The sequence below is a fragment of the Pseudoalteromonas sp. S554 genome, from assembly GCF_005930865.1.
GTDB classification, from domain to species: domain Bacteria; phylum Pseudomonadota; class Gammaproteobacteria; order Enterobacterales; family Alteromonadaceae; genus Pseudoalteromonas; species Pseudoalteromonas marina.
In genome coordinates this window covers 41,256-65,918 of the sequence record NZ_PNDV01000034.1, presented here as the reverse complement: position 1 = coordinate 65,918, position 24,663 = coordinate 41,256, and the positions used below count along the sequence as shown (strand labels likewise).

Genomic DNA, 24,663 nt, shown 5'->3' with positions numbered 1-24,663 from the left:
CCCAATACGTTAACGCGATTTGCTTATATTACTGACTGACGCAGGAGACCTCAATGTTAAATGAGGAGAATTCACATAAAATTGGCACTCTTTACGTTGTTGCCACCCCAATTGGCAATTATGACGACTTAAGTCAGCGTGCTATCGCGACATTATCGCAGGTTGACTTAATCGCTGCTGAAGACACTCGCCATACAGGTAAGCTCCTTAGCCATTTTGGTATTAAGGCAAAAACATTTGCATTACATGATCACAACGAAAAACAAAAAGCACAGCAAATTATCGATCAGCTTAATCAAGGATTAAATATTGCTTTAGTATCGGATGCAGGCACGCCACTCATTAGTGACCCTGGATATGCGGTTGTAAACTTATGTCGTGAGCAAGGGGCAAGCGTAACCCCAGTACCAGGTGCGTGCGCTGCTATAACCGCGGTGTGTTGTTCAGGGCTGCCTACCGATCGTTTTCAGTTTATTGGCTTTACGCCCGCTAAAAGTAAGGCTCGCCAAGATTTTTTTATCGATGCGGTTAACTCAAGTATTACCAGTATAATGTATGAAAGTACGCACCGTATTATGGCAAGTCTAGACGATTTAGAAACTGCACTTGGCAGTGAACAGCAGGTCGTATTTGCCAAAGAGCTAACTAAAACGTTCGAAACTTTTTTTAATGGCTCAGTGAGTGAGCTAAAGCAGTTTTTAACAGATGATCCCACTAAGCAACGCGGCGAAATAGTTCTCATGCTGCCGGGCAAACCTAAGGTGGTAGACGACATTCCACCAGAGGCTCGTAAAATGTTGGCTCTACTTGAAAAAGAAATGCCAATGAAAAAAGCGTGCGGTGTTGTAGCTGAGTACTTTGGCATGAAAAAAAATGCACTATACAAAACAATTATTGAAGAAAAAGAGTAAATATTACTGCGCTTGGCTTTAGCGTCATGTATACTGCGCGCCGAGTCAGCCAAGATAATCGCTGCCTGTGACGAAAATGATCAGGGGGAGGAAAGTCCGGGCTCCACAGGGCAGAGTGCCAGCTAACGGCTGGGGGGCGTGAGCCCACGACAAGTGCAGCAGAGAGAAGACCGCCAACTTAGGTTGGTAAGGGTGAAAGGGTGCGGTAAGAGCGCACCGGGCCGCTAGTAATAGTCGGTTGCAAGGTAAACTCCACTCGGAGCAAGACCAAATAGGGTTCCTTATGGCGTGGCCCACGTTGGAACCGGGTAGGTTGCTTGAGCCATAGAGCGATTTATGGCCTAGACGAATGATTATCACTTTCTTCGGAAAGGACAAAACCCGGCTTATAGGCTGACTCACTCATTCAATAAAAAGCCCGCAGTTAACGCTGCGGGCTTTTTTGCATCTAAATTTTATTAACTTAAATAATATTCTTTCCTTGTTCAGGATCCCTTGACTGCTCTGCCTGTTCGCGTATTTCGTCAGTATCACTGCTTACATCGTTAAGTGTTTCGGTTTGCTCGTGGGTTTCCGGTGGTTTCTTTTCATTTAAACGCTCTTTTACTGCTGAGCTTGAAAATTCCTTGCCAGAGGCATTTAATAAAATTCGTTCTCTAGCATCATCCGGCATACTTATATTTTGCTCAGTAAATTCATTAACTAGTTCACGCATAAGCTGAGAGCTTACTTTAAGTGGACTATGCTGCTCGCTATTAACCCAAAAATATAAAATAAAGTTTATTGTTGATGAGCCTAAATTTTTTATAAGTACTTGTGCTGGGGGATCGCTTAATACGGCCGTTTGTTTGTTTGCTATATTTAGAGCAAGCGTTTGCGCGCTGCGTATGTCGTTATCGTAACCTATACCTATTTCCACTTTACCGCGCATTTTGGGATTAGCAGTTAAATTTTTGATGGTATTTTTATACACCGTAGCATTAGGAATTTGAATGTGATTACCATCGTAATCAACAAGCGTTGTGGCACGGGCCGTTACTTTTTTTATAACGCCTAAACGTCCATCTACTTCAATTACGTCGTCTATTTTAAACGGGCGTTGCACACTTAAGAGTAAGCTTGCGATAAAGTTCTCAGCAATGTCTCTAAAAGCAAAGCCTAATATTAAGCCTATTAAACCGGTCCCACTCATTATGGCTACCGCAAATTCAGTAAGCCCTGCTAAACGTAAAAACAGATATAGGCCTAATAAAATGACTAAAGTGCTAATTCCGCGCCTTACAACCAGCAAAACTAGCTTACTATCGGTTACTAAATTGATAGGTTTTATGAGCATGCGTGAAAGAGGGCCTGCTGTAAAATAGCTGATAGTGAGTAAGAGTAAACCTAACAACAAGGTGGGTAATATTTGCGCTGTAGCGTGAACTAATTGCATGCTTTGGTCATAAAAAAATTGCCACGAGAACACATTTCCTTCCATTACGGGGTTCAATGAGGGGGTACTGGCAGCTGATGGTACGTCTGATGCTATTGTAGGCATTGGGTTTCTTCCGTGTTTAGTTACTTTTACTTTAACAGCAAGTTTAATACCAAACACTTTTTTTAAGTTGGCAGTTATTTTGCTTCATTAAAGTACTAATTATAGTGAGATTAAGTATGAAAAAGCCAAAAAGAGGTCAACATGCAGAGCAACCAGCACATATTCCCATGAAGGGCTGGTGGGATATTGCTAAGCGTATTTTTGCGCGCATGAGCAAAGACAATTTATCTTTGGTTTCTGCCGGAGTGGCATTTTATGCGTTACTTGCTATTTTCCCAGCTATTGCTGCTTTGGTTTCTATATACGCTTATTTTGCTTCACCTGCAGAGATCAGTGAGCACCTAAGGCAGTTTACAACCTTAATACCAAATAGTTCGCGTGAACTGATTTTATCGCAAATTTCAGAGCTCACGCAAAGCTCTCAGGCGCGGCTAACTTTAGGGGCGTTAGGCACGTTATTACTCACTATTTGGAGTAGCTCTAAGGGAAGCCAAGCATTAATTACAGCCTGCAACATAAGTTATCATGAATATGAAAAACGTTCTTTCTTGAGGGCGCAGTTTGTTCGTTTTATGTTTTCGGTAGGTGCTATTTTAGTCGCTATTTTTGCGCTGTTGATTATAGGTATTTTGCCTATAGTACTAAATTTAGTAGGTCTCAAAGACAGTATTGATTTGTTAATTAAGGTCGTGTCGTGGCCAATACTAGCCCTTACGTTTAACTTTGCATTGGTGCTTTTATACCGTTACGCACCGCATAGAAAAGCGGCTAAATGGCGTTGGATAACGCTCGGCTCTGCTATTGCAACCGTATTTTGGATTATAGCATCTATTGGCTTTTCATTTTATGTATCGCGCTTTTCAAGTTATAACGAAACTTATGGATCCTTGGGTGGGGTGGTCATCATGCTAATGTGGTTATATATAAGCGCGTACATCGTCACCATGGGAGCCGTTATTAACGCAGAAACAGAGCAGCAAACGGCAAAAGACAGCACAATTGGACCAGAGAAAGAGCTAGGTGAACGCGGCGCGTATGTTGCTGATCACCTGGGTATCAAAAACGATTAATCAATCGTTACTCTGCTGCAATTATTGCTGTAAGTTGATCTTTAAATTCTTGTGCTGCAGGGCCTAATCTATCAACATCGTTACACATTAAATATAAGTTAAGAGGACGCGTAATGCCTTGCTCAAGGTTTAGTACCTTGAGTGTATGATCATTAATGAGATGAGTGACTTGATCAAACGGAAGCCACGCGTAACCTAGATTTTGGCTCACCATATCAATTGAATTACGTAAGTGGCTAACGGTCCAGCGCATATCTGCGCCCAACCAACCTTCGTCTTGGTTAGTGTGTGTTGCAGAATCGCGCACTACAATTTGTCGATGTTGTTTTAAATCTCGAAAGCTTAATTGTTCTTCATATTTGTTAAGTGGGTGATTTTTATGCGCTACGGCAATAAACTCAACATCTGTCAATTTGCTACAACTAATGCCATAAATAGGAACTGATGAAATAGCTAAATCAACCACCGCATTGTTAAGTAATTCATTGGCGCCGGTTAGCACGCTTTCGATCAAATCGATTTTTAGTAATGGATAAAGCTCACTTGTTTTAGCAAGTGCTTGATACAAAATGGGCTGAGGGAATACTTCATCAACTGCTATTTTTAATGTACTTTCCACTCCTTCACTTAGTGTATTTGCAACAGATTCTATTTTATTCGCTTCTTCAATTAAAAACTCTGCACGGCGTAATATAAGTTTTCCACTTTCCGTTAAAAACGCTTTACGGCCTTTCACCTCAAGTAGTTTTATTTGCAAAGCGGCTTCGAGTTTTTGCACTGCATGATGAACCGTTGACTGGCTTTTAAATACCGCGGCACTGGCGCCAGCAAAACCACCATGTTCTACCACGGCTTTAAACATCCGCCATTGATCTAATGTGGGTTTTGCCATTTGAAATCCTGTTAGAAATTTATTTGCTTCTTGGACTTGACCGTATAGACGCATTTTTAATTGCATAACAGAAATAGATTAATTTATGTTTTAACCCAGCCCTAACAAAACTTACTAATCTCGGTAAATTTACTTTGAAAGAATCACTTTTTTCTCAGCAATAAGATCCATAAAATCGCTTTTATTTAAAGGCTTGGAAAATAAGTAACCTTGCCCATAATCACAACCAGCCTCAGTTAGTAGCTGGTATTGTAAGGGTGTTTCAATGCCTTCTGCTATTACTTTTAAACCAAGCTGGTGAGCCATTACAATTATTGCTTCACACAACGATAGTTCTTGGCTATCAGCTTGAATATTATCAACAAAGCGTTTATCAATCTTTAAGTAGTCAGTATCCATTTCCTGTAAGTAGGCAAGCGATGAGTAGCCTGTACCAAAATCGTCAAGCGCCAGTTGCATCCCTGATTTCACAATTTGTTTGAGGCGCTTTTGCGTCAGTTCCTCAGGGTTAACCATTAAGCCTTCTGTTATTTCAGCAACAATAGAAGAGGGGGAAATTTTAGCGGCATCAAGCATGGCATACCAATCATCAATACCACTATTAGCAGTAGATAATTGTACAGGGGAGACGTTTACACTTATTTGAAAATCGTCATCAGTAAATTCTTTTATATCGGTGAGTGTTTCTATTGCTTGGGAAAATACAAATTGGCCAATGGCATTAATTTGCCTTGTTTCTTCAGCAAGAGGAATAAACGCAATAGGGCTTATTAACCCTTTTTGTGGATGTTGCCAGCGTATTAAGCCTTCAGCCTTGTGTATATGTAAACCGTTTAGCGACACTATAGGCTGATAAAATAATTCGAACTGGTTATATTCTATTGCACAGCGTAAGTCTTTGAGTAATAACATACGAGCTTGTGCTTGCTCTCTCATATCACGAGAGAAAAATTCAAAGCCATTACGGCCATTATTTTTAGCCTTATACATTGCCTGATCGGCTGCTTTTAATAGCTGCTCGGTGTTTTCACCATCTTCGGGCGCACAGGCTATACCCATGCTGGCACTTATAAATACTTCTTCATTTTCAACATGTAGCGCAGACGATAAGCTTTGTAAAATATTGCTAGCAATTTGGTTTATATGCCGAGTACTTTTAATACGATTAAAAACAATAACAAATTCATCACCACCAATGCGGGCAACAAATTCTGCATTTTTAGCTGAATTAACAATGCGCTGCGACACCACTTTTAATAGGTTGTCTCCATAGTGGTGGCCTAAAGTATCGTTAATATCTTTAAAATGATCAATATCTAAAAGCATCACTACAAAGCTTTCATTATTAGCATTAGAAAACTGTTTATTTAGCCGTATTTTAAGCTCTAATCGATTTGGTAAATCGGTCAAATGATCGAAGTGAGCTTGTCGCCAAATGGTTTTATTTGCTTGTATTTTTTCAGTTAAATCAGTAAAGATAGCTATTCGGCGTGCAGGTTTGTTATTTTCATCGTAAACAGTGTCTATATTTAGCCACTCAGTAAATAGTACCCCATTTTTTTTACGGTTTATAATTTCGCCTTGCCAGCGACCAGTGGCATTTATTGATGCCCAAATTTTTTCATAAAACTCTTTTGAGTGTTCACCTGAAGAAAGTATGCGGGTAGAGTGGCCAATCACTTCGTCTTTAGAATATTGTGTTGTTTCACAAAAGGCAGGGTTTACATCAAAAATAATACCGTTGGCATCTGTAATTGCCATGCTTTCGCTACTGTTACCATAAACAAGAGACGCTAAGTGAAGCGAGTCTTCATTTACTTTGCGTTGGCTGATATCACGAAGTACAAGTATTAGCTCATCACTTTTTTCAAGATGATTTATGTTCGCCTCAAAATAGTGATCCGCCACACCTGTACTGATTTTAAAATCAAAGGTGATGACGTCTTCGCGGTTGGATGCTTCACTCAAAATTTGTTCAGTGATATCTTTTGGTAATATGTCTAATAAGTTTTCAGGCAGTTTACTGCTTGCGGCAAATAGCGGGATAATGGTGCCGCTAACGTTAAGTATAGTACCCGTATTGTTGAATCTAAGGTACATATCGGGGAGAGCATTTAGTAACCCTGTCAACTCGTCGTGTTTGTTTTTTAAATCGGCTTCTGTTTGCAAACGTGTTTCAGCCATGGCTTCAAAGCGCGTATACAAAGCTGATAATTCAGGACTATTAGGTTTTATTTTATGAGCGGGCATATTGCCTTGTGCTAATAGGTCGGTTGCTTGGGAGAGTTTTTCAATAGGGTAAAAAATACTTTTTTTAATTAAATGGTGGCCAATAAAAGCAATAATTAAAATAGCGCTAAAAAATAAAATAATAGTTTCTAAAAAGTGTTTATTTGCTCGATCAATATATTTATCAGTGGGCGATGTGATGTAAATTTCTAAATTATTGTTATTAATGTCATTATAAATAGTTGCTCGGTGAAAGATTTGATTGACGTTGTTATCGTCTTTAAACATAGCTAATGAGCTATCGCCATGTAAAAAGTGTTTGTTGTTAATTTTTTCCCCTAAAGGTAGCAATGAGTTTGGGTAACTCGCCAGTACAAGGCCATTAGAATCAGCAATAACAGCGTTCGAACCAATTGGGAATTCGGCTTTGTCTAAAGCTGCACTCCACCAGTCAAGTGCAATCACTGTAACAACAACGCCCTTTAATTGCTCTTGCTTATCAATAATAGGGTGAGCAAAGTTAACACTGGGTGCTTGAATGCTTCTGTCGTATTGAAAATACCCAATTGAAAAGCTTTTATTTGCTATGGCATTTTTAAAGTATTGCCTATCACTAATAGACACATTTTTTACTATGCCATTGGTTACACAAATTAAGTTTCCTTTGTCATCAACTACACCAATATTGGCAACGTTTGTGTAGAGCTCTTGTAATTGGTAAAAATAGCCAGGGCACGTACCCGGAAGGTTGGGTTCTGTAGCAATTGTGTTTGCTAAAAACCGAGTGAGTTGCTCAGTCTCTCCAATCATTGCTGTTTGTTGGTGGGTTAAATGCTTAGCAATATTAACGACTTTTTCTTCGCTTTTTTCAATCGCAGCCTCACGTTCTGCCCAAAGGGCTAAAAATGTCACAAGAATGCCCGGGATACTAATAATGATTAGTAACCTATAAAATTGACTTTTGAGCGATGAAGTTAAAATACTCTGTCCCTTTTTTGAGTAAATTCAATGGTGATTGTAGTCAATAAAATATAAAAAAACCATATTTTATAAGTTGTTATGAAAAAATATTTCACTATCAAATGATTCTAAAAAAACGAATGGTTAGCGCGATATAAAGACATGGTTGTTTGGTTTTATCAGTGCTTTAATAAGTATAGATAACATTTCAGATAGTGATTTAAAAAATGAATATAGCAAAAATATTAACGTCCTATGCAACTCAAGATGGTGACGGTGTCAATATAAGCCGTATCCCTGGATTCGATGGTAAATACCTAGACCCGTTTTTAATGATCGATGAGCTCAAGTCAGATAACGAGGCTGATTATATGGGCGGTTTTCCTGCGCATCCGCACCGAGGTATGGAAACGTTTACTTATATTATTAAAGGAGGGTTTGAACATAAAGATCAAATGGGTAATAAAAAAGCGATCAGAGCAGGCGATGTGCAATGGATGAGTACAGGCAAAGGAGTGATTCATAGCGAAATGCCTCTGCCTGATGCCAAAGACGGACTCCATGGTTTTCAAATTTGGATCAATATGCCAAGCAAAGAAAAAATGCGCGATCCCATTTATCAAGATACAACGCAAAGCCCAGCTCCAACCTTTAAAAATGAAAGTGGTGTTACATTAACTGCCCTTGCTGGTTCATGGCAATTTGAGGCAGTTGAATTAACATCAAGTATTCAAAAGCTCTCTGCAAATGCCGCTTTAGCCGATGTAACTTTACCTGCTGGTAAGCAGCTAAAGCTTGATCCTTTAAAACAACAAAATGTGATGCTTTACATACATTCGGGATCCCTTATCACGCCAGATAATCAAACATTCAAGGCGGGTAAGTTACTAATTTTAGAGCCAGGTAGCGATATTGATATAGCAACGCAACATGGTGCAGGTGTATTAATTTTAGCGGGTGATCCGCTCAAGCAACCCATTGCACACATGGGGCCATTTGTTATGACAACACAAGCCGAAATACAGCAAGCCGTTCGTGATTACCAAAATGGTCAATTTGGCACACTTATTTAATTTTTGAGGAGCAAATAATGGGATTACTTGTTAATGGTCAATGGCAAGATAAATGGTATGACACAGATTCAAGCGACGGAAAGTTTGAGCGTGAGGCAGCGCAATTACGAAATTGGATAACGTCAGACGGTAGCGCAGGTGAAACTGGCGAAGGGGGGTTTAAAGCTGAGGCTGGGCGTTATCATTTATATGTTTCGTTAGCGTGCCCTTGGGCACACCGCACACTTATTTTTCGTACATTAAAAAAGCTTGATGAACTTATTTCTGTATCGGTTGTAAGCCCCGACATGTTGGCTAATGGCTGGGAGTTTGATCAAAATAACCACAGCACGGGTGATGCCTTGTTTGCTAGTGATTACTTACACCAAGTTTATACTAAAAATAATTCTAATTACTCAGGACGAGTAACTGTTCCTGTCTTGTGGGACAAAAAACAAAACAAGATAGTTAGTAATGAATCTGCCGATATAATACGCATGTTTAATAGTACGTTTAATGAAATAACAGGTAATAAAGACGATTACTACCCTGAATCACTTCGTAGTGAAATCGATGAACTTAATGCGTTAGTTTATCCAAATATTAATAACGGTGTTTACCGAGCTGGATTTGCAACAACAACGCACGCGTACGAACAAGCATTCGACGATGTGTTTACAGCTCTAGACAAAGTTGAAAAAATACTGAGTAAAAAACGCTACCTTGCGGGTGACAAAATTACGGAAGCAGATTGGCGCTTATTTACAACGTTAATTAGGTTTGATTGTGTGTATGTAGGGCATTTTAAATGCAATTTGCGCACAATTGAGAGTTACCCTTCGTTGAGTGGATACTTAAGGGATTTGTACCAAGTTGAGGGAGTTGCAAATACGGTTGATTTCTATCATATCAAGCGGCATTACTATTTTAGCCACACTATGATTAATCCCACCCAGATTGTACCAAAAGGGCCAGAAATAAATTATTTGCAAGCACATGGCAGGGCATAGTTAACCAGCTAACCAATTAACCTTAGTAGCCAGCCATATTTTCTTATAAGGCTGGTTTCACTTTTACCAGACTGAACGGCAACGCCAGCTATAAATGCGCTGCTTAAGCCTACTTTACTGGCTGCAAAACGCTTTAATCGATATACAAACGCGGCTTGGTGCTGTCGCTTAAGCTCGCTTTGTAAATCCATTTGTTTAGTCAGTGCTTTTACGTTTGCATCAGGGTTTTTAATCAATATATCAACTAACATATTAATGTCCTTGTAAGTTTAATAATTGCTTTATGCTTTTAAGGGTTTTGCTAAAACCTATTTTGTTGCTTAAGTACGCAACGCTTTTCCATAGCCAAAACAAACATGCGACCTGTAATAGTGTAACGGTTGCAATACTTACCCACACAGAACCAAATAGGTCGTATATCGCATAACCTGCCGCACCTAATACGCCCGCCCACAACAAAACCAAACCACTGGCAAAACAGCCTAAAAATATAGAGATCAATGCAAGCGATCTTAACGATAAGCGCCATTCAGCCTTTGCAAGCTTGTGGGTGAGCTTTCCTTGAGTGTGATAATCATCCTTGAGCTGCTTTGAATACGTTAAGAGTTTTGCAATATGATCTTGCCAATCATCCTTTTGGTACTGTTGATCAGTCGTTTGGTTTTGCGCTGTACCATCCTTGGTTGTGCTCGAGTGGAAATTTTCCATCAGGTTTTACTTACGACGGAACAATGACGTAATTAACATACCCGCTGCAAATGCAATTCCTGCTGTAGCTAAAGGATTTTCAGATGCGAAGGCACGTGTTTTAGCTGTGCACTCACTTAGCTTTTCGCGAGCAATTAATTGCTTTTCGCTCAGTGCCTCAGCAGAACTAGATGCTCCTTTTCTCACGCTACTTTCAGCTGTTGCTGCTTTTGTAGACAGTGCATCAACAGCATCGTGAGCAGCTGATGTTGCTTTTTCTGTCAGTGGGGCATCAGTCGTTTGTGCTTTAGTGTCAGACTTAATATCTGTAGTCGTATTTTCTTTAGTCGTCGTAGCAGTAGCCATAATCAATCCTTAATGAGTAAAAGTATTTAAGTAGTGCATTAACTGAAGCAACAATTAAACCAGACTGTGATATTTATATAACCAATTGATTTTATAAGTTATAATGTTTTTTTGTTGAGTCGTTTTTAACATATAATAAAAACGAAGCAGTAACTCTTACCACCGATCTAAGTAAATATTACAAAGTGAGTAAAACCCGCTAAAAAATTGTAATTATTCACTGTTTATTCAGTAATCAAACCATGTAAACAAAAAGTTATTAAAATGGATAAAAATATTTTTTTGTTTGTATCTCCACTTTTTCCCACGTAATTCAACCGCTTCGCCTGAACCCTTATTTTTTCTAGCTTAGAGACTCGTTAAAGGAGGTCAGCTTACTTGACAAAAAGGCTTGTCAAGCCCTAAACTGGAGCACTGTGGTAAAAAGTGGTTTTTAGTGGATCAAACTGGATCAGCATAGATTAATAGCTGATTAAAATAATTTAAAGCAGGCTAATTATGTTCCGTGGCGCGAGTTCACTGAGTTTGGATGATAAAGGACGTTTTGCGGTGCCGACCAAGTACCGAGAATCGCTGCTATCTGAAGATCAGGGAACAGTGATTTGTACCGTCGCATTAAATGAGCCCTGCTTGTGGTTGTATCCATTGGCTGAATGGCAAGAAATAGAAAGTCGCTTAGCTAAAATTTCCAATATGAATCCACGTGCCCGTCGAATGCAACGCATGTTGTTAGGCAATGCGACAGAGTATCAACTTGATAAAAATGGTCGGATTTTGTTAGCGCCGTCGTTACGTGCGCATGCAGACCTTGGTAAAAAAATAATGCTAGTTGGGTTAATGAATAAATTTGAAATCTGGGATGAAGCGCGTTGGAACGAACAAATGCGCCAAGACACTGAGCTTGAGAGGCTAGGTGATTTTGAGCCTAATTCAGATTTAGATAACTTTACACTTTAACGGCACAAAAAAAGGCAAACAATAGCTAATGACAGCGCAATTTGAACACGTATCTGTTTTGATGGACGAAACCATTGATGCCCTAGCAATTAAGCCAGACGGCATATATATGGATGGCACATTTGGACGAGGCGGTCATTCAGGTCAAATACTTGCTCGTTTAGGCGACGCAGGACGCTTACAGGCAATAGACCAAGATCCACAGGCTATAAAGTCGGCTGAAAAATTTGCCGATGACTCCCGATTTGCTATAGCACACACTCGATTTTCAAAACTCTACGATGTAGCTGAGCAAAACGATCTCATTGGTAAAGTGGATGGCATTTTATTAGATATTGGTGTGTCATCTCCACAACTAGATGATGCTGAGCGTGGTTTTAGTTTTATGAAAGATGGCCCGCTTGATATGCGCATGGATCCAACAAGCGGCCGAAGTGCTGCTCAGTGGTTGGCAGAAGCTGAGTTAGATGATATCACCCACGTCATTAAAAAGTTGGGTGAAGAAAAGTTCGGTAAGCGTATTGCACATAAAATTTTAGAAACTCGCGAGCACACACCCATTACAACAACTAAGCAGCTTGCTGATTTAGTTGATGAAGCCGTACCAGTGAAAGATAAGTTTAAACACCCCGCAACACGTACTTTTCAGGCTATTCGTATTTATATAAACAGCGAACTTGAAGAAATACAAACGGCGCTACAATCGGCCGTAAAAGTATTAAAGCCGGGCGGTCGTTTAGTCGTCATTTCTTTTCATTCACTTGAAGATCGCATAGTAAAACAATTTATTAGAAAACAGAGTAAGGGAGAAGCATTACCCAGAGGTCTGCCTTTAACCGATGCACAAATAAATCAAAACCTGACGTTAAAAGCAGTGGGTAAAGCTATTAAACCAAGCACTGAAGAAGTTGCGCGAAATTCGCGTTCACGAAGCTCTGTACTTAGGATTGCTCAGAGGTTGGGATGAATACAAAAGCAAATCATCGTCAACCTCCCAATTTATTTTTCGAAATAATTAAAGGCCTTGGTGCTAATAAGCTCACCTTGGCCTTGTTGGTTACGATATTTGTTTCTGGCTTTAGCGTAGTGCAAGTCACGCATTTAGCGCGCGGGCAATTAATTGAACAAGATAAACTACTGCAGGAACGAGATGAGCTTGATTTAGAGTGGCGGTACTTACTAGTTGAGGAGGAGTTTTACTCTCAGCATGCGCGTATTGAAGAAGTGGCAACCTCGCAATTAAAAATGAAAAGACCGACGAGTCAGGATGAACAGGTAATTATAGTAAAATGAGAAATCGAGGCAAAAAACCAGTTAACAACTTAATCACATGGCGCTTTATGCTGGTGTGTTCGGTTGTGTTTTTGGTGTTTGTGACGCTAGTGTCTCGTGCCGCCTATTTACAAGTAATTGAACCTGATAAAGCACGTTCGGAAAGTGACAAACGTACAGTACGCGTCGAAAAACTTCATGTGCAACGTGGAATGATCTTTGACCGCAATGGCAAAGAGCTCGCGGTCAGCGTACCCGTTGTGAGTGTGTATGCTGACCCTAAGGCTTTACATAAATCGCTGGTATCTAAAGTTGTTAGGCAAGCGCGAAAAAATGGTGAAGACAAACAAGCGTTGTTAGATAATGCAGTAGAGCTAAACAAACGCACCACACAGTATTACAAAAACGATTTACGTTGGCGCGAATTAGCTGATGTATTACGTATTGATCAGGCAAAAATTAATTCCCGACTTTTAAATGATCCGAGTCGTCGTTTTGTTTATTTAAAACGCCAAGTAACCCCTGCAGTAGCCGATTATATTGGTGGCTTGCGTCTTCCAGGTATTCATTTATTGGATGAGTCTAAGCGTTACTATCCGGCTGGCGAAGTGACCGCGCATATTATTGGTTTTACCAACATCGATGGTAAAGGCATTGAAGGCATTGAAAAGCTCTATGAAAACGCTTTAACCGGTGAAGAAGGTCGTCGAACTATAAGAAAAGACGCCCAAGGCCGTGAAGTGCAAGTGCTAGATGAACGAGAACGTGTAGAGCCCGAAAGTATTCAACTAAGTATTGATCAACGTATTCAGGCTATTGCTTATAAAGCTGTAAAGTCAGCGGTTTTATCTTATAAGGCTACATCGGGTTCAGCCATGGTGGTTGATGTTAAAACCGGTGAAGTATTAGCAATGGTTAATAGCCCGTCTTTTAATCCAAATAATCTAACCGATGCGGCTCCCCATAAACGCAGAAATCGCGCTATTACTGATTTGTTCGAACCGGGTTCAACCGTTAAGCCACTGGCCATTTTAGCTGGGCTAGACTACGGCGCAATTCAAGCCGATGAACAAATTGACACCTACCCAGGCTGGATGCGTTTAGGGGGAAGTTTAGTCCAAGATACGCGTAACCATGGTGAAATGTCACTACGAGAAATACTAAAATATTCGTCAAATATGGGGGTAACTAAGGTTACTCAGTTGGTTCCAAAAGACTACCTGGTGGGGTTATTCCAAAAGGTCGGATTCGGATCTGACTCTGGCACGGGTATGGTAGGTGAAAGCAGTGGTTTATTTTACCCAAATCGTCGTTGGTCTGATCACGAAATTGCTGCATTGTCATTTGGTTACAATATTGCTGTTAGTACTGCGCAAATGGCTCGCTTCTATGCCATGTTAGGTGCGGGAGGTGTCAACAGACCGCTCACTGTACTAAAGCAAGATTCTATCCCAGAAGGGGATCGCGTTTTTCAACAGCAAGATGTTGAAGCGGTAGTAAACATGATGGAAAGCGTATTTGAAAGTGGTGGTACTGCACATAACGTTAAAGTTGATGGTTACCGTGCAGCGGGTAAAACGGGTACTTCTAAAAAAGCCGCAGTAGGTGGTTACGGTGATGAATATGTTGGTTATTTTGCAGGTGTTGCACCAGCAAGTAATCCACGTTTAGCTGTGGTAGTAATGATCAATGAACCTGGCGGTGATGTGTACTATGGAGGTGCCACTGCAGGCCCTGCATTTGCAGAAATCGTTTCTAACGCATTAAGAATATTAAACGTCGCACCCGACAAGGAAGAAGTTGCGTACGTAAAAGGTAAAAAGAACGATGCGTGATTTAAAAAGCATTTTAAAATACATAGAAATAGATGCACCATCGCAGCTTGTAAATCATTTGCGATTAGATAGCCGAGACGTCAACCCAGGCGATGTATTTGTAGCAATAAAGGGCCATGAGCTAGATGGCGGGCAGTTTATAGCTAAAGCAATTGAAAAGGGCGCTGTCGCAGTTATTGCCGACAGACTGTGCGAGTTTGATGTTGCATTTGAGCCACTTTATTTAGTGTCTGAACTTGATAAAAAGTTGGCTGAACTTGCTAGTCGTTTTTACGATAAACCCAGCCATAATCTTGATTTAATTGGTGTAACCGGTACAAACGGTAAATCGACTACCACGGCTATGATTGCTCATTTAGCGCAGTATTGTAATACGCAGTCAGCAATTATTGGTACGCTTGGTTTTGGCCATCCAGATAATTTAACGCCGCTCATAAACACCACGCCTTCAGCAGTCGATTTACAACATATATTGAGCGATTTACATCAAGCAGATAAAAAGCTGGTGGCAATGGAAGTGTCGTCGCACGGACTTGTGCAGCACCGTGTTGCACAGTGCCAGTTTAAAGCTGCTGTATTTACTAACCTTTCTCGCGATCACTTAGATTACCACGGTGATATGGCGAGTTATGGTGATGCAAAACTCATGCTATTTCGTGATTTTGACCCACAGCTTGTTGTACTAAACCAAGATGACAACCAAGTAGGGCTGTGGCTCGAAAAATACGATTTTAATAATTTAATTTGCTACGGACGAAAAAATTTAGCGCCTAAAAATGCACAGTATGTGTACTTTTCAGATGTTGATTATTCGGCTGAAGGTATTTCGGCGCAATTATCTACAAGCTGGGGTGATATTAAGGTAAAATCGCCGCTGTTTGGTGAATTTAATCTTTATAACTTAACGGCTGCTTTAGCCACGTTATTGGGTTTAGGTTATCCCCTTGAGCAACTTATTGCAGGTTGCCAACAACTTCAGCCAGTAGCAGGACGAATGCAAGCATTTAGTGTTGCGGGTAAACCAACTTGCGTAGTTGATTATGCGCATACGCCAGAAGCATTAGCTTTAGCACTACAAGCATTGCAAAAACATGTGCCAGGTGGCGTGAGTTGTGTATTTGGCTGTGGTGGTGACAGGGACAAGGGGAAGCGCGTATTAATGGCTCAAGCTGCTGAAAAAAATGCTAACAAAGTGATTATTACCAGCGATAACCCACGCTCAGAAGATCCAAATGTGATTATTGCAGAGGTAGCTTCAGGTTTAGCTGCACCTCAAAGCGCCCATTTAGAAGCTGATAGAGCGTCAGCAATTAGTTATGCAATTAATAATGCAGCTTCTAATGAAGTGGTGTTAATTGCGGGAAAAGGCCACGAAGATTATCAAATTATAGGCGATGAACGTATCGACTTTTGCGATCGCCAGTTTGTACAAGAACAATTAATAAAAACAGATAGAGGGACTCAAGCATGATCCCGATGGATTTTGATTGGTTAGCCAATGTGTTAACAACCGATTATCAGGGTGATAATCAGCAAGTGCTCAACATAAATACAGATACTCGCACAGTATGCGAAGGTGAAGTGTTTTTAGCACTTAAAGGGCCAAATTTTGATGGTCATAAATTTATAGCTGAGGCAAAACAAAAAGGCGCGATAGGCGTTATTGTCGATCATAAAGTCGATGTTGATATTGCCCAGTTTATAGTGAATGACACGCGTATAGCATTAGGCGCTATTGGTACAGCGGTTATGGCGCAAGTAGCACCTAAAACAATCGCTATTACGGGCAGTGTGGGTAAAACCACCGTAAAAGAAATGTGCGCGGCTATTTTATCTGTGCATGGCGATGTGCTGGCAACCAAAGGTAATTTTAATAACGATATTGGCGTACCGCTAACGTTGTTGCGTTTAGAGCCACAACACCGTTTTGCAGTAATAGAGCTGGGTGCAAATCATTTAGGTGAAATTGCATACACAACGGCAATGGCTAAACCTGATGTAGCGGTAGTGTGTAATGTAGCACCAGCCCACTTAGAAGGTTTTGGTAGCTTGATGGGCGTGGCCAAAGCAAAAGGCGAAATTTTTGATGGCCTTAAAGAAAATGGCGTAGCCATAATTAATTGCGACAGTGAGTTTAGTCAATATTGGCTAGATAAACTTGAAGGGCGCAATATAAAGCGCTTTTCAACCTCTGAAAAACTCGATATTTGGGCTGAAGATATAAGCTTAGACGCTAATGCACGTGCAAGCTTTACGTTATGTACAAAACAAAAAAAAGTACCTGTGACTCTCGCATTACCGGGTAAACATAACATTAGCAATGCACTTATTGCAGCTGCACTAACAAGCGAGCTTGATGTCACTTTAGATGATATTGCTCATGCATTGGCGACGATGGGTGATGTAAAAGGGCGCGTAAACTTAATAGAAGTGTCTGACATGCTCACAGTGGTTGATGATACTTACAATGCCAATGTTAAATCGGTTAAGGCTGCCATTGACTTACTGAGTGATATGCAAGGGCATCGTATTTTAGCGCTGGGGGATATGGGTGAGCTTGGTGAAGACGCACGTAAATACCATCAAGAAGTTGGCGAATATGCGCTTGAAAAAGGCATTGATGAGTTATTTACGCTAGGTGTGTTGAGTAAGTGTGCAAGCGATGTATTTGCGCTTGCGAATCGTCACTTCTCAAACCGTGAGCAGATGCAGCAACAAATTCAAGCCACAATTAATCAAGTAAATAAAAAAACGACCATTGTCGTGAAAGGATCACGCAGTTCTCGCATGGAATTATTAGTAACCGATTTAGTTAATGGCCAGCAACAAGCCATCAATGGAGTATCATAATGTTAGTTTGGCTGGCTGAGTATTTAACACAGTATTTTAGTGGTTTTAATGTTTTTTCGTATTTAACACTGCGCGCTATTTTGGGGATTTTAACTGCGCTCATTATGTCTCTGTATTTAGGGCCAAAGCTAATTCGTGGTTTGCAAAAAATGCAAATTGGGCAAACAGTACGCGATGATGGCCCACAATCACACTTATCAAAATCGGGTACGCCAACTATGGGTGGCCTGCTTATTTTAGCGGCAATTTTTACAAGTACCTTATTGTGGGCCGATCTCTCCAATAAGTATGTGTGGGCAACGTTATTTGTAATTGGCTCACTGGGAATTGTCGGCTTTATCGATGATTACCGAAAAGTTATCCGTAAAGATCCAAAAGGGCTTATAGCGAAATGGAAGTACTTTTGGCAGTCAGTAATTGCACTTGTGGTTGCAACTGCATTGTACTTTACAAGTACGCAAGCTGCAGAAACGTCTTTAGTTGTGCCGTTTTTTAAAGATGTTTTACCGCAGTTAGGCTTGTTTTACATTGTTATTACCTATTTTGCATTGGTTGGAACATCAAATGCTGTAAACCTGACTGATGGTCTAGATGGTCTCGCTATTGTACCGACTATTTTAGTTGCGGCGGCACTTGCCATCATTGCTTACTTAACCGGTAATATTAATTTTTCTGCTTATTTACATATTCCTCATTTGCCATTAGCCAGTGAGCTTGTGGTTGTATGTACTGCCATTGTTGGTGCTGGGCTTGGGTTTTTATGGTTTAACACCTACCCGGCGCAAGTATTCATGGGTGATGTAGGCTCATTAGCATTAGGTGGAGCGCTGGGGATTATTGCAGTGCTGGTTCGTCAAGAACTTCTACTGATTATCATGGGCGGTGTCTTTGTAATGGAGGCGTTGTCGGTGATTTTACAAGTGGGCTCGTATAAGTTACGAGGGCAACGAATTTTTAGAATGGCGCCTATTCACCATCATTACGAATTAAAAGGTTGGCCAGAGCCGCGCGTTATTGTGCGTTTTTGGATTATATCTATTGTGTTGGTTCTCGCAGGTCTTGCGACATTAAAGATAAGATAAATGCAATATTTAAACGAGATAAAGAATAAACAAATAACAGTGCTCGGACTCGGTGTAACCGGTCTGGGCATTGTGCGTTTTTTACTATCTCACGGTTTAACGCCAAAGGTTGTCGACAGCCGAGCAAATCCCCCAGGGATTGAATGGCTGAGCAGTCATGCTCCTAGTTTAAATACACACTTTGGCAGCTTAGATGCTGCTGGGCTTAATGGCAGTGATATGATTATTGTAAGCCCTGGGTTAAGCCTTAAAACGCCTGCCATTGCGAGTGCTATTAATTCGGGTGTTGAAGTCATAGGTGATGTTGAGCTATTTGCGCGCATTAATACTAAACCTGTAGTGGCAGTGACTGGCTCAAATGGTAAATCAACCGTAGTGACTTTAGCCTATGACGTGTTAAAAGCGGCTGGCTTTAATGTGGCACTTGGCGGCAATATTGGTACCGCAGTACTTGATTTACTCAATGACGACTTTGATGTTTATGTGCTTGAGCTTTCGAGCTTTCAATTAGATACCACAACAAGCTTAAAATCGGTGAGTGCCACGGTGTTAAATGTATCTGAAGATCATTTAGATCGTTACGATAGCTACCAAGCATATATAGACTCAAAGCTATCTATTTACAACGGTACACAATGTCTTGTTGTAAATGAAGATGACAAACAAACGCATCCGTCCAGTAGCAGTGCTACGGCTAAAATTGGTTTTGGTACTCAACAGGGTAAATATTGTTTAGGGCAGCATAACTGCAGTACGTATTTTTTCGCTAACAATGAAGCGTTTTTACCTGTTGATACACTTGCTGTTGTAGGTAAGCACAATTATTTAAATACGCTTGCGGTTATGGCGTTACTAAGCCCCTTTAATATTAGTAAAGAGGCTTATAAAAAGGCACTAAATGAGTTTAGCGGATTGGCTCATCGCTGCCAATTTGTTACTCAGCAACATGGCGTTAAATACTTTAACGATTCAAAGGCAACAAACGTAGGCGCTACCATAGCAGCCATAGACAGTTTGGCCACAGAAACTCAAAACTTAATTGTGATAGCGGGAGGCGATGCAAAAGGCGCTGATTTAAACCCGCTTAAACCTTACTTACAAAAGCATGTAAAAGCGCTGATCTGTTTTGGTAAAGATGCCAAAAAGCTAGTGGCTCTGAGCAGCAAAAGCCATTTAACAAATAACATGAGTGAGGCGGTTAATTTAGCTAAGCAGCTTAGTTCGCCGGGTAATGTAGTTTTATTAGCGCCGGCATGTGCAAGCATTGATATGTATAACAACTATATGCAACGTGGTGATGACTTTGTTAAATGTGTTTTGGCGGATAACATATGATTGCGCTTGCACAAATAAAAGACATATTAACACCAAAACCTTCGCCGCAGCTTTATGATGTGCCTTTGCTTTATTCAATGCTAATGCTAATTGGTGTTGGCTTTATTATGGTGATGAGTGCGTCTATGCCCACGGCAGAGCGCCTTTTTGATAACTCACATCATATTGCTATTCGTCACGGGATGTTTTTGGCCGTTGCGTTTGTTCTTTTTTGGATCACGGTTTGTGTGCCAATGGATTGGTGGAAACGCTCAAATGCATATTTATTGATACTGGGCATGGTATTGCTCATTGCTGTATTAATTATTGGCCGCGAGGTTAATGGTGCCAAGCGTTGGATCCCAATTGGACCTATTGGTTTTCAGGTGGCTGAAGCCGCTAAATTGTACTTTTTTAGTTACATAGCGGGTTACTTGGTCCGAAAGCGTGAAGAAGTACAAGAGAACATTAAAGGTTTTGCAAAGCCTATTGCAGTGTTTGCTGTGTATGCATTGCTTATTTTGTTGCAGCCTGATTTAGGCACCGTAGTTGTTATGTTTGTAACAACAGTTGGCTTATTGTTTTTAGCGGGCGCAAAACTATGGCAGTTTTTTGTCCTTATTTTAACCGGGATTGGCTTGGTTGTTTTGTTGATTATTGTTGAGCCTTATCGTATGGCGCGTGTTGTTGGCTTTTTAGACCCTTGGGACGACCCATTCGGAAAAGGGTACCAGCTCGTTCAATCGTTAATGGCATACAGCCAAGGTGGATGGTTTGGCCAAGGGTTAGGTAATAGCGTGCAAAAGTTGCAATACCTTCCTGAAGCACACAATGATTTTATTTTTGCGGTTATTGGCGAAGAGCTTGGTTTAGTTGGCGTGGTAAGCATTTTAATGGTGCTCGCCACTTTAGTATTTAGAGCACTATTAATTGGCCAGCAAGCCTTAAAGTGCGGTAAAGAATACGAAGGCTACTTTGCCTTTGCAATAGGTATTTGGTTTGCGTTTCAAACCATGGTGAATGTAGGGGCAAGTGCGGGAATTTTACCGACTAAAGGTCTTACATTACCGTTTATTTCTTATGGTGGTTCTAGTTTGATGATTATGACCATAGCAACTGGAATATTATTACGCGTTGACTTTGAAACTAAAATGGCAACCAAGCAAGCGACCTCAGGCGGAGGTAAACGATGAGTAAAAAGTGTGTTGTAGTCGCTGGTGGAACTGGCGGGCATATATTTCCAGGTATTGCAGTTGCTGATTACTTAAAAGCACAGGGGTGGCAAGTTACTTGGATTGGCACACCCGATAGAATGGAAGCAAGCGTTGTTCCTAAGCACAATATAGAAATTGATTTTATTAATGTAAAAGGCGTGCGTGGCAACGGATTAAAACGCCTTGTTAAAGCGCCATTCATGGTCATTAATGCAATATTGCAAGCGCGTAAGGTATTGAAAAATCAACGTCCAGATGTTGTTCTTGCTATGGGAGGATACGTAACTGGACCAACAGGTATTGCTGCAAAAAGTTTAGGTATTCCGTTAGTTATTCATGAACAGAATGCGGTTGCTGGTATGAGTAACCGATGGCTTTCACGATTTGCTAATCGCGTTTTAGCGGCTTTTCCAAGCGCTTTTGATGCAGGACAAGCCGAACTTGTCGGCAATCCAGTTCGTCAAAGTGTAATAGACATAGCAACGCGTGACGTTTCAACACCGGTTAATATGTTGGTTGTGGGAGGGTCGTTAGGGGCTCAGGTACTAAACCAAACACTTCCAAGTGCATTTAAAGCGCTTAACAAAACCAGTGCAATAAATGTATGGCACCAGACAGGTAAAGGACATTTAAACAGCGTTGAGCAAGCATACAAAACGCACATGTTTGAAAGCGATAATGTAAAAGTTGCGGAATTTATTGATGACATGGATGCAGCGTATGCTTGGGCTGATATTGTTATCTGCCGAGCTGGTGCGCTAACGGTAAGTGAAATTGCAGCTGCGGGAAAAATGGCTGTATTTGTGCCGTTTCCTCATGCAGTTGACGACCATCAAACGGCTAACGCCCAATATTTGGTTGAGGCAGATGGAGCGTTACTCATGCAGCAAAGTGCATTTAATGAGCAATCGATTGTTGTGCTATTAACCCCTTACTTAGTAAACCCTAGTTTAATTAATAAAATGGCTAATAACGCAAAAAAACAAGCCATTTTAGATGCCACAGCAAGCGTAGCCGCGCACTGTGAGCAAGTATCAAATAAGAGAGCGTAAGTGAAAGAAGCATCAGTACAAAACAAAAGTATACGACCTGCAATGCGTCGAATAGAAACCATCCACTTTATTGGTATTGGTGGGGCGGGTATGGGCGGTATTGCCGAAGTGCTCGCTTTTGAAGGTTACCGTATTACAGGGTCTGATATTGCGCATAGTGCGATGACAGATCGCTTGATTAAAGCGGGTGCAGAGGTATTCATTGGTCATCACGAAAACAACGTAAAAGATGCCAATGTGGTGGTAGTTTCAAGTGCTATTGACGAAACTAACCCTGAAATAATTGCCGCAAAAGCTGCAAGAATTCCTGTTGTGCGTCGTGCTGAAATGCTAGCTGAATTAATGCGTTTCCGCCATGGTATAGCCATTGCAGGTACACATGGTAAAACCACAACAACAAGTTTAATTGCCAGCATTTATGCACAAGCTGGGCTCGATCCAACCTTCATTATTGGTGGTTTATTAAATAGTGCAGGCAGTAACGCTAAAGTGGGTAAAAGCGATTTTTTAATTGCAGAAGCTGATGAGAGTGATGCGTCGTTTTTACACTTACAACCTATGGTATCGGTGATCACTAATATTGAAGAAGATCACATGGATACATACGGTGGCAGCCTTGAAAAAATGAAAGACACTTATGTCGATTTTATACATAACCTGCCATTTTATGGTCTGGCTGTTGTATGTATCGACTCTGAGGTAGCCGCCGAACTAATTCCTCGTTTTGGGCGTCCTATTATTACATATGGCGAGTCGTCAACGGCTGATTATCGTATGAGTGATTTTAGCCAGTCAGCTAATACGTGTACGTTTACGGTAACCAATAAACAAGGTGAGTGTTTAACGGCAACCCTAAATATGCCAGGCAAACATAACGCATTGAATGCAACAGCAGCGATTGCAGTAGCAAAAGATCAAAATATTGCTAACCAAGCAATTTTAGAAGCATTACAAAAGTTTGAAGGTATTGGCCGTCGTTTTCAACACTACGGCGAATTTGAAAACGAACGCGGCAATATAATGTTAGTGGATGATTACGGTCATCACCCTTCAGAGGTTGCAGCAACTATTGCGGCAGTACGCGAGGGGTGGCCCGATAAACGCTTAGTAATGATTTATCAGCCGCATCGTTATAGTCGTACTCGTGATTTATATGAAGACTTTGTAAAAGTACTTGCCGATGTAGATCAGCTCTTATTATTAGATGTTTATGGCGCAGGCGAAGAGCCTATAGTGGGCGCTGATAGTAAAAGTTTATGCCGAAGCCTTCGTCAACGTGGCAAAGAGCCATTGCATGTAGCATCAAGTAAAGAGCTTGCGGGTGTATTAGCAGATAACTTGCAAAATAATGACTTAGTATTGACCCAAGGTGCGGGTAATATAGGTCAGTTAGTAAAAACGTTAGCAGCAACAGGCATGTCGATAGAAAAATTAAAACAAGGTGAAGTATGACCCAAGTAAATGCACAATTTGGTAAAGTAGCGGTAATGCTTGGTGGTAACTCAGCAGAGCGTGAAGTGTCATTAAAGTCGGGTCAGGCTGTTTTTAATGCATTACAAAATTGCGGTGTAGATGCGATTGCATTCGATCCTCAAAACCGGTCGTTGTGGGAACTCAAAGAGTTAAATGTAGATCGTGTTTTTATCGCACTGCACGGCCGAGGTGGTGAGGACGGAACTGTTCAAGGTGCGTTAGAGTTTATGAACTTACCTTACACCGGCAGTAACGTACTTGGGTCAGCGCTGGCAATGGATAAAATTCGTTGTAAGCACTTGTTTAAATCAGCTGGCTTAAGCACCGCGCCTTATGCCGTTGTAGATGCTAAAAAAGGTTTTGATGCACACGCTATCATGGCTGAATTTAAAAAAGTGATGGTTAAGCCTTCTCATGAAGGGTCGAGCATTGGTATGGCACAAGCAACTACTGCGCAAGAACTTGAAGATGCATTAATCAATGCATTTAAGTTTGATAGCCAAGTGTTGGTTGAGCAGTGGATAACGGGCCGTGAATTTACAGTGACTGTTTTAGGTGATGAAGTACAGCCCGTAATTGAAATGACAACGCCAAATGGCTTTTACGATTATCAGGCAAAGTATCAATCAAATACTACGCAGTATCATTGCCCAGCCAATTTATCGGCGCACGATACGCAGCAATTACAGGCTATGTCGTTAGAGGCGTTTGACTTAGTTGGCGCAAGCGGTTGGGGCCGCGTAGATGCAATGCAAGATGAGCAAGGCAACTTTTATTTATTAGAGGTTAATACTGTACCCGGAATGACAGAAAAATCATTAGTGCCTATGGCAGCTAAAGCAAATGGGGCAAGTTTTGAGCAATTAGTTGTTCGCATTTTGGAGCAAACGCTTTAAT

Annotated in this window: 22 protein-coding genes and 1 other RNA gene; 17 read left to right on the top strand and 6 right to left on the bottom strand. The window is 40.9% G+C overall.

Annotated elements, in window-relative coordinates; genetic code table 11:
• Positions 1-53 precede the first annotated feature (53 nt).
• Positions 54-911, top strand: coding sequence for a 16S rRNA (cytidine(1402)-2'-O)-methyltransferase (rsmI, locus tag CWB65_RS08640; RefSeq protein ID WP_039036376.1), 858 nt, complete (start codon positions 54-56; stop codon positions 909-911).
• A gap of 41 nt (positions 912-952) precedes the next feature.
• Positions 953-1,316: RNase P RNA component class A (gene rnpB, locus CWB65_RS08635), an RNA gene on the top strand.
• Positions 1,317-1,374: 58 nt separating this feature from the next.
• Here the strand turns inward: rnpB and CWB65_RS08630 are convergent.
• Complete coding sequence (locus CWB65_RS08630) at positions 1,375-2,391, bottom strand: mechanosensitive ion channel family protein (protein ID WP_502704840.1); 1,017 nt, start codon at positions 2,389-2,391, stop codon at positions 1,375-1,377.
• Positions 2,392-2,567: 176 nt separating this feature from the next.
• Between CWB65_RS08630 and CWB65_RS08625 the strand changes: the two genes are divergently transcribed.
• On the top strand, positions 2,568-3,521 hold the full coding sequence (locus CWB65_RS08625; protein WP_039036377.1) for a YihY/virulence factor BrkB family protein: 954 nt from the start codon (positions 2,568-2,570) through the stop codon (positions 3,519-3,521).
• A gap of 7 nt (positions 3,522-3,528) precedes the next feature.
• Here the strand turns inward: CWB65_RS08625 and CWB65_RS08620 are convergent, their stop codons facing one another.
• Both CWB65_RS08620 and CWB65_RS08615 read right to left on the bottom strand, forming a co-directional pair.
• On the bottom strand, positions 3,529-4,413 hold the full coding sequence (locus CWB65_RS08620; protein ID WP_058429143.1) for a LysR family transcriptional regulator: 885 nt from the start codon (positions 4,411-4,413) through the stop codon (positions 3,529-3,531).
• A 129-nt stretch (positions 4,414-4,542) separates the two neighbouring features.
• Positions 4,543-7,554: a bifunctional diguanylate cyclase/phosphodiesterase gene (locus CWB65_RS08615; protein ID WP_138740423.1), complete on the bottom strand. Its 3,012-nt coding sequence runs from the start codon at positions 7,552-7,554 to the stop codon at positions 4,543-4,545.
• A 275-nt stretch (positions 7,555-7,829) separates the two neighbouring features.
• Here CWB65_RS08615 and CWB65_RS08610 point away from each other — a divergent pair, with 275 nt between their 5' ends.
• Together CWB65_RS08610 and CWB65_RS08605 are read left to right on the top strand one after the other, a co-directional pair.
• Positions 7,830-8,675 (top strand): pirin family protein, encoded by an 846-nt coding sequence (locus tag CWB65_RS08610; protein ID WP_008126783.1) that lies wholly within the window; start codon positions 7,830-7,832, stop codon positions 8,673-8,675.
• Positions 8,676-8,692: 17 nt separating this feature from the next.
• Complete coding sequence (locus CWB65_RS08605; RefSeq protein WP_138740422.1) at positions 8,693-9,664, top strand: glutathione S-transferase family protein; 972 nt, start codon at positions 8,693-8,695, stop codon at positions 9,662-9,664.
• 8 nt (positions 9,665-9,672) lie between these two features.
• On the opposite strand, the gene CWB65_RS08600 is transcribed toward CWB65_RS08605, so the two are convergent.
• From CWB65_RS08600 to CWB65_RS08590, 3 genes are read right to left on the bottom strand one after another with little or no spacing between them, the layout of a single operon-like run.
• A complete protein-coding gene (locus tag CWB65_RS08600; RefSeq protein ID WP_138740421.1) occupies positions 9,673-9,915 on the bottom strand; it encodes a hypothetical protein in 243 nt (80 codons plus the stop codon).
• A gap of 1 nt (position 9,916) precedes the next feature.
• Positions 9,917-10,372, bottom strand: coding sequence for a threonine/serine exporter family protein (locus tag CWB65_RS08595; protein WP_138740420.1), 456 nt, complete (start codon positions 10,370-10,372; stop codon positions 9,917-9,919).
• A gap of 6 nt (positions 10,373-10,378) precedes the next feature.
• Positions 10,379-10,717, bottom strand: coding sequence for a DUF883 domain-containing protein (locus tag CWB65_RS08590; protein ID WP_138740419.1), 339 nt, complete (start codon positions 10,715-10,717; stop codon positions 10,379-10,381).
• Between the two features lie 498 nt (positions 10,718-11,215).
• Here CWB65_RS08590 and mraZ point away from each other — a divergent pair, with 498 nt between their 5' ends.
• Genes mraZ through CWB65_RS08530 form a run of 12 tightly spaced genes read left to right on the top strand, consistent with a single transcriptional unit; the run spans position 11,216 to position 24,662 of the window.
• Positions 11,216-11,674 carry a division/cell wall cluster transcriptional repressor MraZ gene (mraZ, locus tag CWB65_RS08585; protein WP_006792136.1) on the top strand — a complete coding sequence of 153 codons (459 nt, stop codon included), beginning with the start codon at positions 11,216-11,218 and terminating at the stop codon, positions 11,672-11,674.
• 28 nt (positions 11,675-11,702) lie between these two features.
• Entirely contained in the window at positions 11,703-12,641 is a 939-nt protein-coding gene (rsmH, locus tag CWB65_RS08580) for a 16S rRNA (cytosine(1402)-N(4))-methyltransferase RsmH (RefSeq protein ID WP_138740418.1), read from the top strand.
• Positions 12,638-12,967: a cell division protein FtsL gene (ftsL, locus tag CWB65_RS08575; RefSeq protein WP_006792138.1), complete on the top strand. Its 330-nt coding sequence runs from the start codon at positions 12,638-12,640 to the stop codon at positions 12,965-12,967. The genes rsmH and ftsL overlap by 4 nt, the downstream gene beginning before the upstream one ends.
• A complete protein-coding gene (locus tag CWB65_RS08570) occupies positions 12,964-14,781 on the top strand; it encodes a peptidoglycan glycosyltransferase FtsI (RefSeq protein ID WP_008126791.1) in 1,818 nt (605 codons plus the stop codon). Before ftsL ends, CWB65_RS08570 begins: the two co-directional genes overlap by 4 nt.
• Positions 14,774-16,252: a UDP-N-acetylmuramoyl-L-alanyl-D-glutamate--2,6-diaminopimelate ligase gene (murE, locus tag CWB65_RS08565; RefSeq protein WP_008126792.1), complete on the top strand. Its 1,479-nt coding sequence runs from the start codon at positions 14,774-14,776 to the stop codon at positions 16,250-16,252. Before CWB65_RS08570 ends, murE begins: the two co-directional genes overlap by 8 nt.
• The gene (locus tag CWB65_RS08560; RefSeq protein ID WP_138740417.1) at positions 16,249-17,631 is read left to right on the top strand and encodes a UDP-N-acetylmuramoyl-tripeptide--D-alanyl-D-alanine ligase; all 1,383 of its coding nucleotides are present in this window, start codon (positions 16,249-16,251) and stop codon (positions 17,629-17,631) included. The genes murE and CWB65_RS08560 overlap by 4 nt, the downstream gene beginning before the upstream one ends.
• Positions 17,631-18,713 (top strand): phospho-N-acetylmuramoyl-pentapeptide-transferase, encoded by a 1,083-nt coding sequence (gene mraY / locus CWB65_RS08555; protein ID WP_006792142.1) that lies wholly within the window; start codon positions 17,631-17,633, stop codon positions 18,711-18,713. The genes CWB65_RS08560 and mraY overlap by 1 nt, the downstream gene beginning before the upstream one ends.
• Positions 18,714-20,048 (top strand): UDP-N-acetylmuramoyl-L-alanine--D-glutamate ligase, encoded by a 1,335-nt coding sequence (gene murD / locus CWB65_RS08550; RefSeq protein WP_138740416.1) that lies wholly within the window; start codon positions 18,714-18,716, stop codon positions 20,046-20,048. It begins immediately after the preceding gene.
• On the top strand, positions 20,045-21,220 hold the full coding sequence (gene ftsW / locus CWB65_RS08545) for a cell division protein FtsW (RefSeq protein WP_138740415.1): 1,176 nt from the start codon (positions 20,045-20,047) through the stop codon (positions 21,218-21,220). Before murD ends, ftsW begins: the two co-directional genes overlap by 4 nt.
• Positions 21,217-22,293 (top strand): undecaprenyldiphospho-muramoylpentapeptide beta-N-acetylglucosaminyltransferase, encoded by a 1,077-nt coding sequence (gene murG / locus CWB65_RS08540; protein WP_138740414.1) that lies wholly within the window; start codon positions 21,217-21,219, stop codon positions 22,291-22,293. Before ftsW ends, murG begins: the two co-directional genes overlap by 4 nt.
• Entirely contained in the window at positions 22,294-23,745 is a 1,452-nt protein-coding gene (gene murC, locus CWB65_RS08535; protein WP_138740413.1) for a UDP-N-acetylmuramate--L-alanine ligase, read from the top strand. It begins immediately after the preceding gene.
• The gene (locus CWB65_RS08530) at positions 23,742-24,662 is read left to right on the top strand and encodes a D-alanine--D-alanine ligase (protein WP_010555686.1); all 921 of its coding nucleotides are present in this window, start codon (positions 23,742-23,744) and stop codon (positions 24,660-24,662) included. Before murC ends, CWB65_RS08530 begins: the two co-directional genes overlap by 4 nt.
• The last annotated feature ends 1 nt before the right edge of the window (position 24,663 follow it).

Coding starts and splice junctions, on each gene's coding strand:
- rsmI (WP_039036376.1), top strand. CDS start 54: ATGTTAAATGAGGAGAATTCACATAAAATTGGCACTCTTTACGTTGTT.
- CWB65_RS08630 (WP_502704840.1), bottom strand. CDS start 2,391: ATGGAAGGAAATGTGTTCTCGTGGCAATTTTTTTATGACCAAAGCATG.
- CWB65_RS08625 (WP_039036377.1), top strand. CDS start 2,568: ATGAAAAAGCCAAAAAGAGGTCAACATGCAGAGCAACCAGCACATATT.
- CWB65_RS08620 (WP_058429143.1), bottom strand. CDS start 4,413: ATGGCAAAACCCACATTAGATCAATGGCGGATGTTTAAAGCCGTGGTA.
- CWB65_RS08610 (WP_008126783.1), top strand. CDS start 7,830: ATGAATATAGCAAAAATATTAACGTCCTATGCAACTCAAGATGGTGAC.
- CWB65_RS08605 (WP_138740422.1), top strand. CDS start 8,693: ATGGGATTACTTGTTAATGGTCAATGGCAAGATAAATGGTATGACACA.
- CWB65_RS08600 (WP_138740421.1), bottom strand. CDS start 9,915: ATGTTAGTTGATATATTGATTAAAAACCCTGATGCAAACGTAAAAGCA.
- CWB65_RS08595 (WP_138740420.1), bottom strand. CDS start 10,372: ATGGAAAATTTCCACTCGAGCACAACCAAGGATGGTACAGCGCAAAAC.
- CWB65_RS08590 (WP_138740419.1), bottom strand. CDS start 10,717: ATGGCTACTGCTACGACGACTAAAGAAAATACGACTACAGATATTAAG.
- mraZ (WP_006792136.1), top strand. CDS start 11,216: ATGTTCCGTGGCGCGAGTTCACTGAGTTTGGATGATAAAGGACGTTTT.
- rsmH (WP_138740418.1), top strand. CDS start 11,703: ATGACAGCGCAATTTGAACACGTATCTGTTTTGATGGACGAAACCATT.
- ftsL (WP_006792138.1), top strand. CDS start 12,638: ATGAATACAAAAGCAAATCATCGTCAACCTCCCAATTTATTTTTCGAA.
- CWB65_RS08570 (WP_008126791.1), top strand. CDS start 12,964: ATGAGAAATCGAGGCAAAAAACCAGTTAACAACTTAATCACATGGCGC.
- murE (WP_008126792.1), top strand. CDS start 14,774: ATGCGTGATTTAAAAAGCATTTTAAAATACATAGAAATAGATGCACCA.
- CWB65_RS08560 (WP_138740417.1), top strand. CDS start 16,249: ATGATCCCGATGGATTTTGATTGGTTAGCCAATGTGTTAACAACCGAT.
- mraY (WP_006792142.1), top strand. CDS start 17,631: ATGTTAGTTTGGCTGGCTGAGTATTTAACACAGTATTTTAGTGGTTTT.
- murD (WP_138740416.1), top strand. CDS start 18,714: ATGCAATATTTAAACGAGATAAAGAATAAACAAATAACAGTGCTCGGA.
- ftsW (WP_138740415.1), top strand. CDS start 20,045: ATGATTGCGCTTGCACAAATAAAAGACATATTAACACCAAAACCTTCG.
- murG (WP_138740414.1), top strand. CDS start 21,217: ATGAGTAAAAAGTGTGTTGTAGTCGCTGGTGGAACTGGCGGGCATATA.
- CWB65_RS08530 (WP_010555686.1), top strand. CDS start 23,742: ATGACCCAAGTAAATGCACAATTTGGTAAAGTAGCGGTAATGCTTGGT.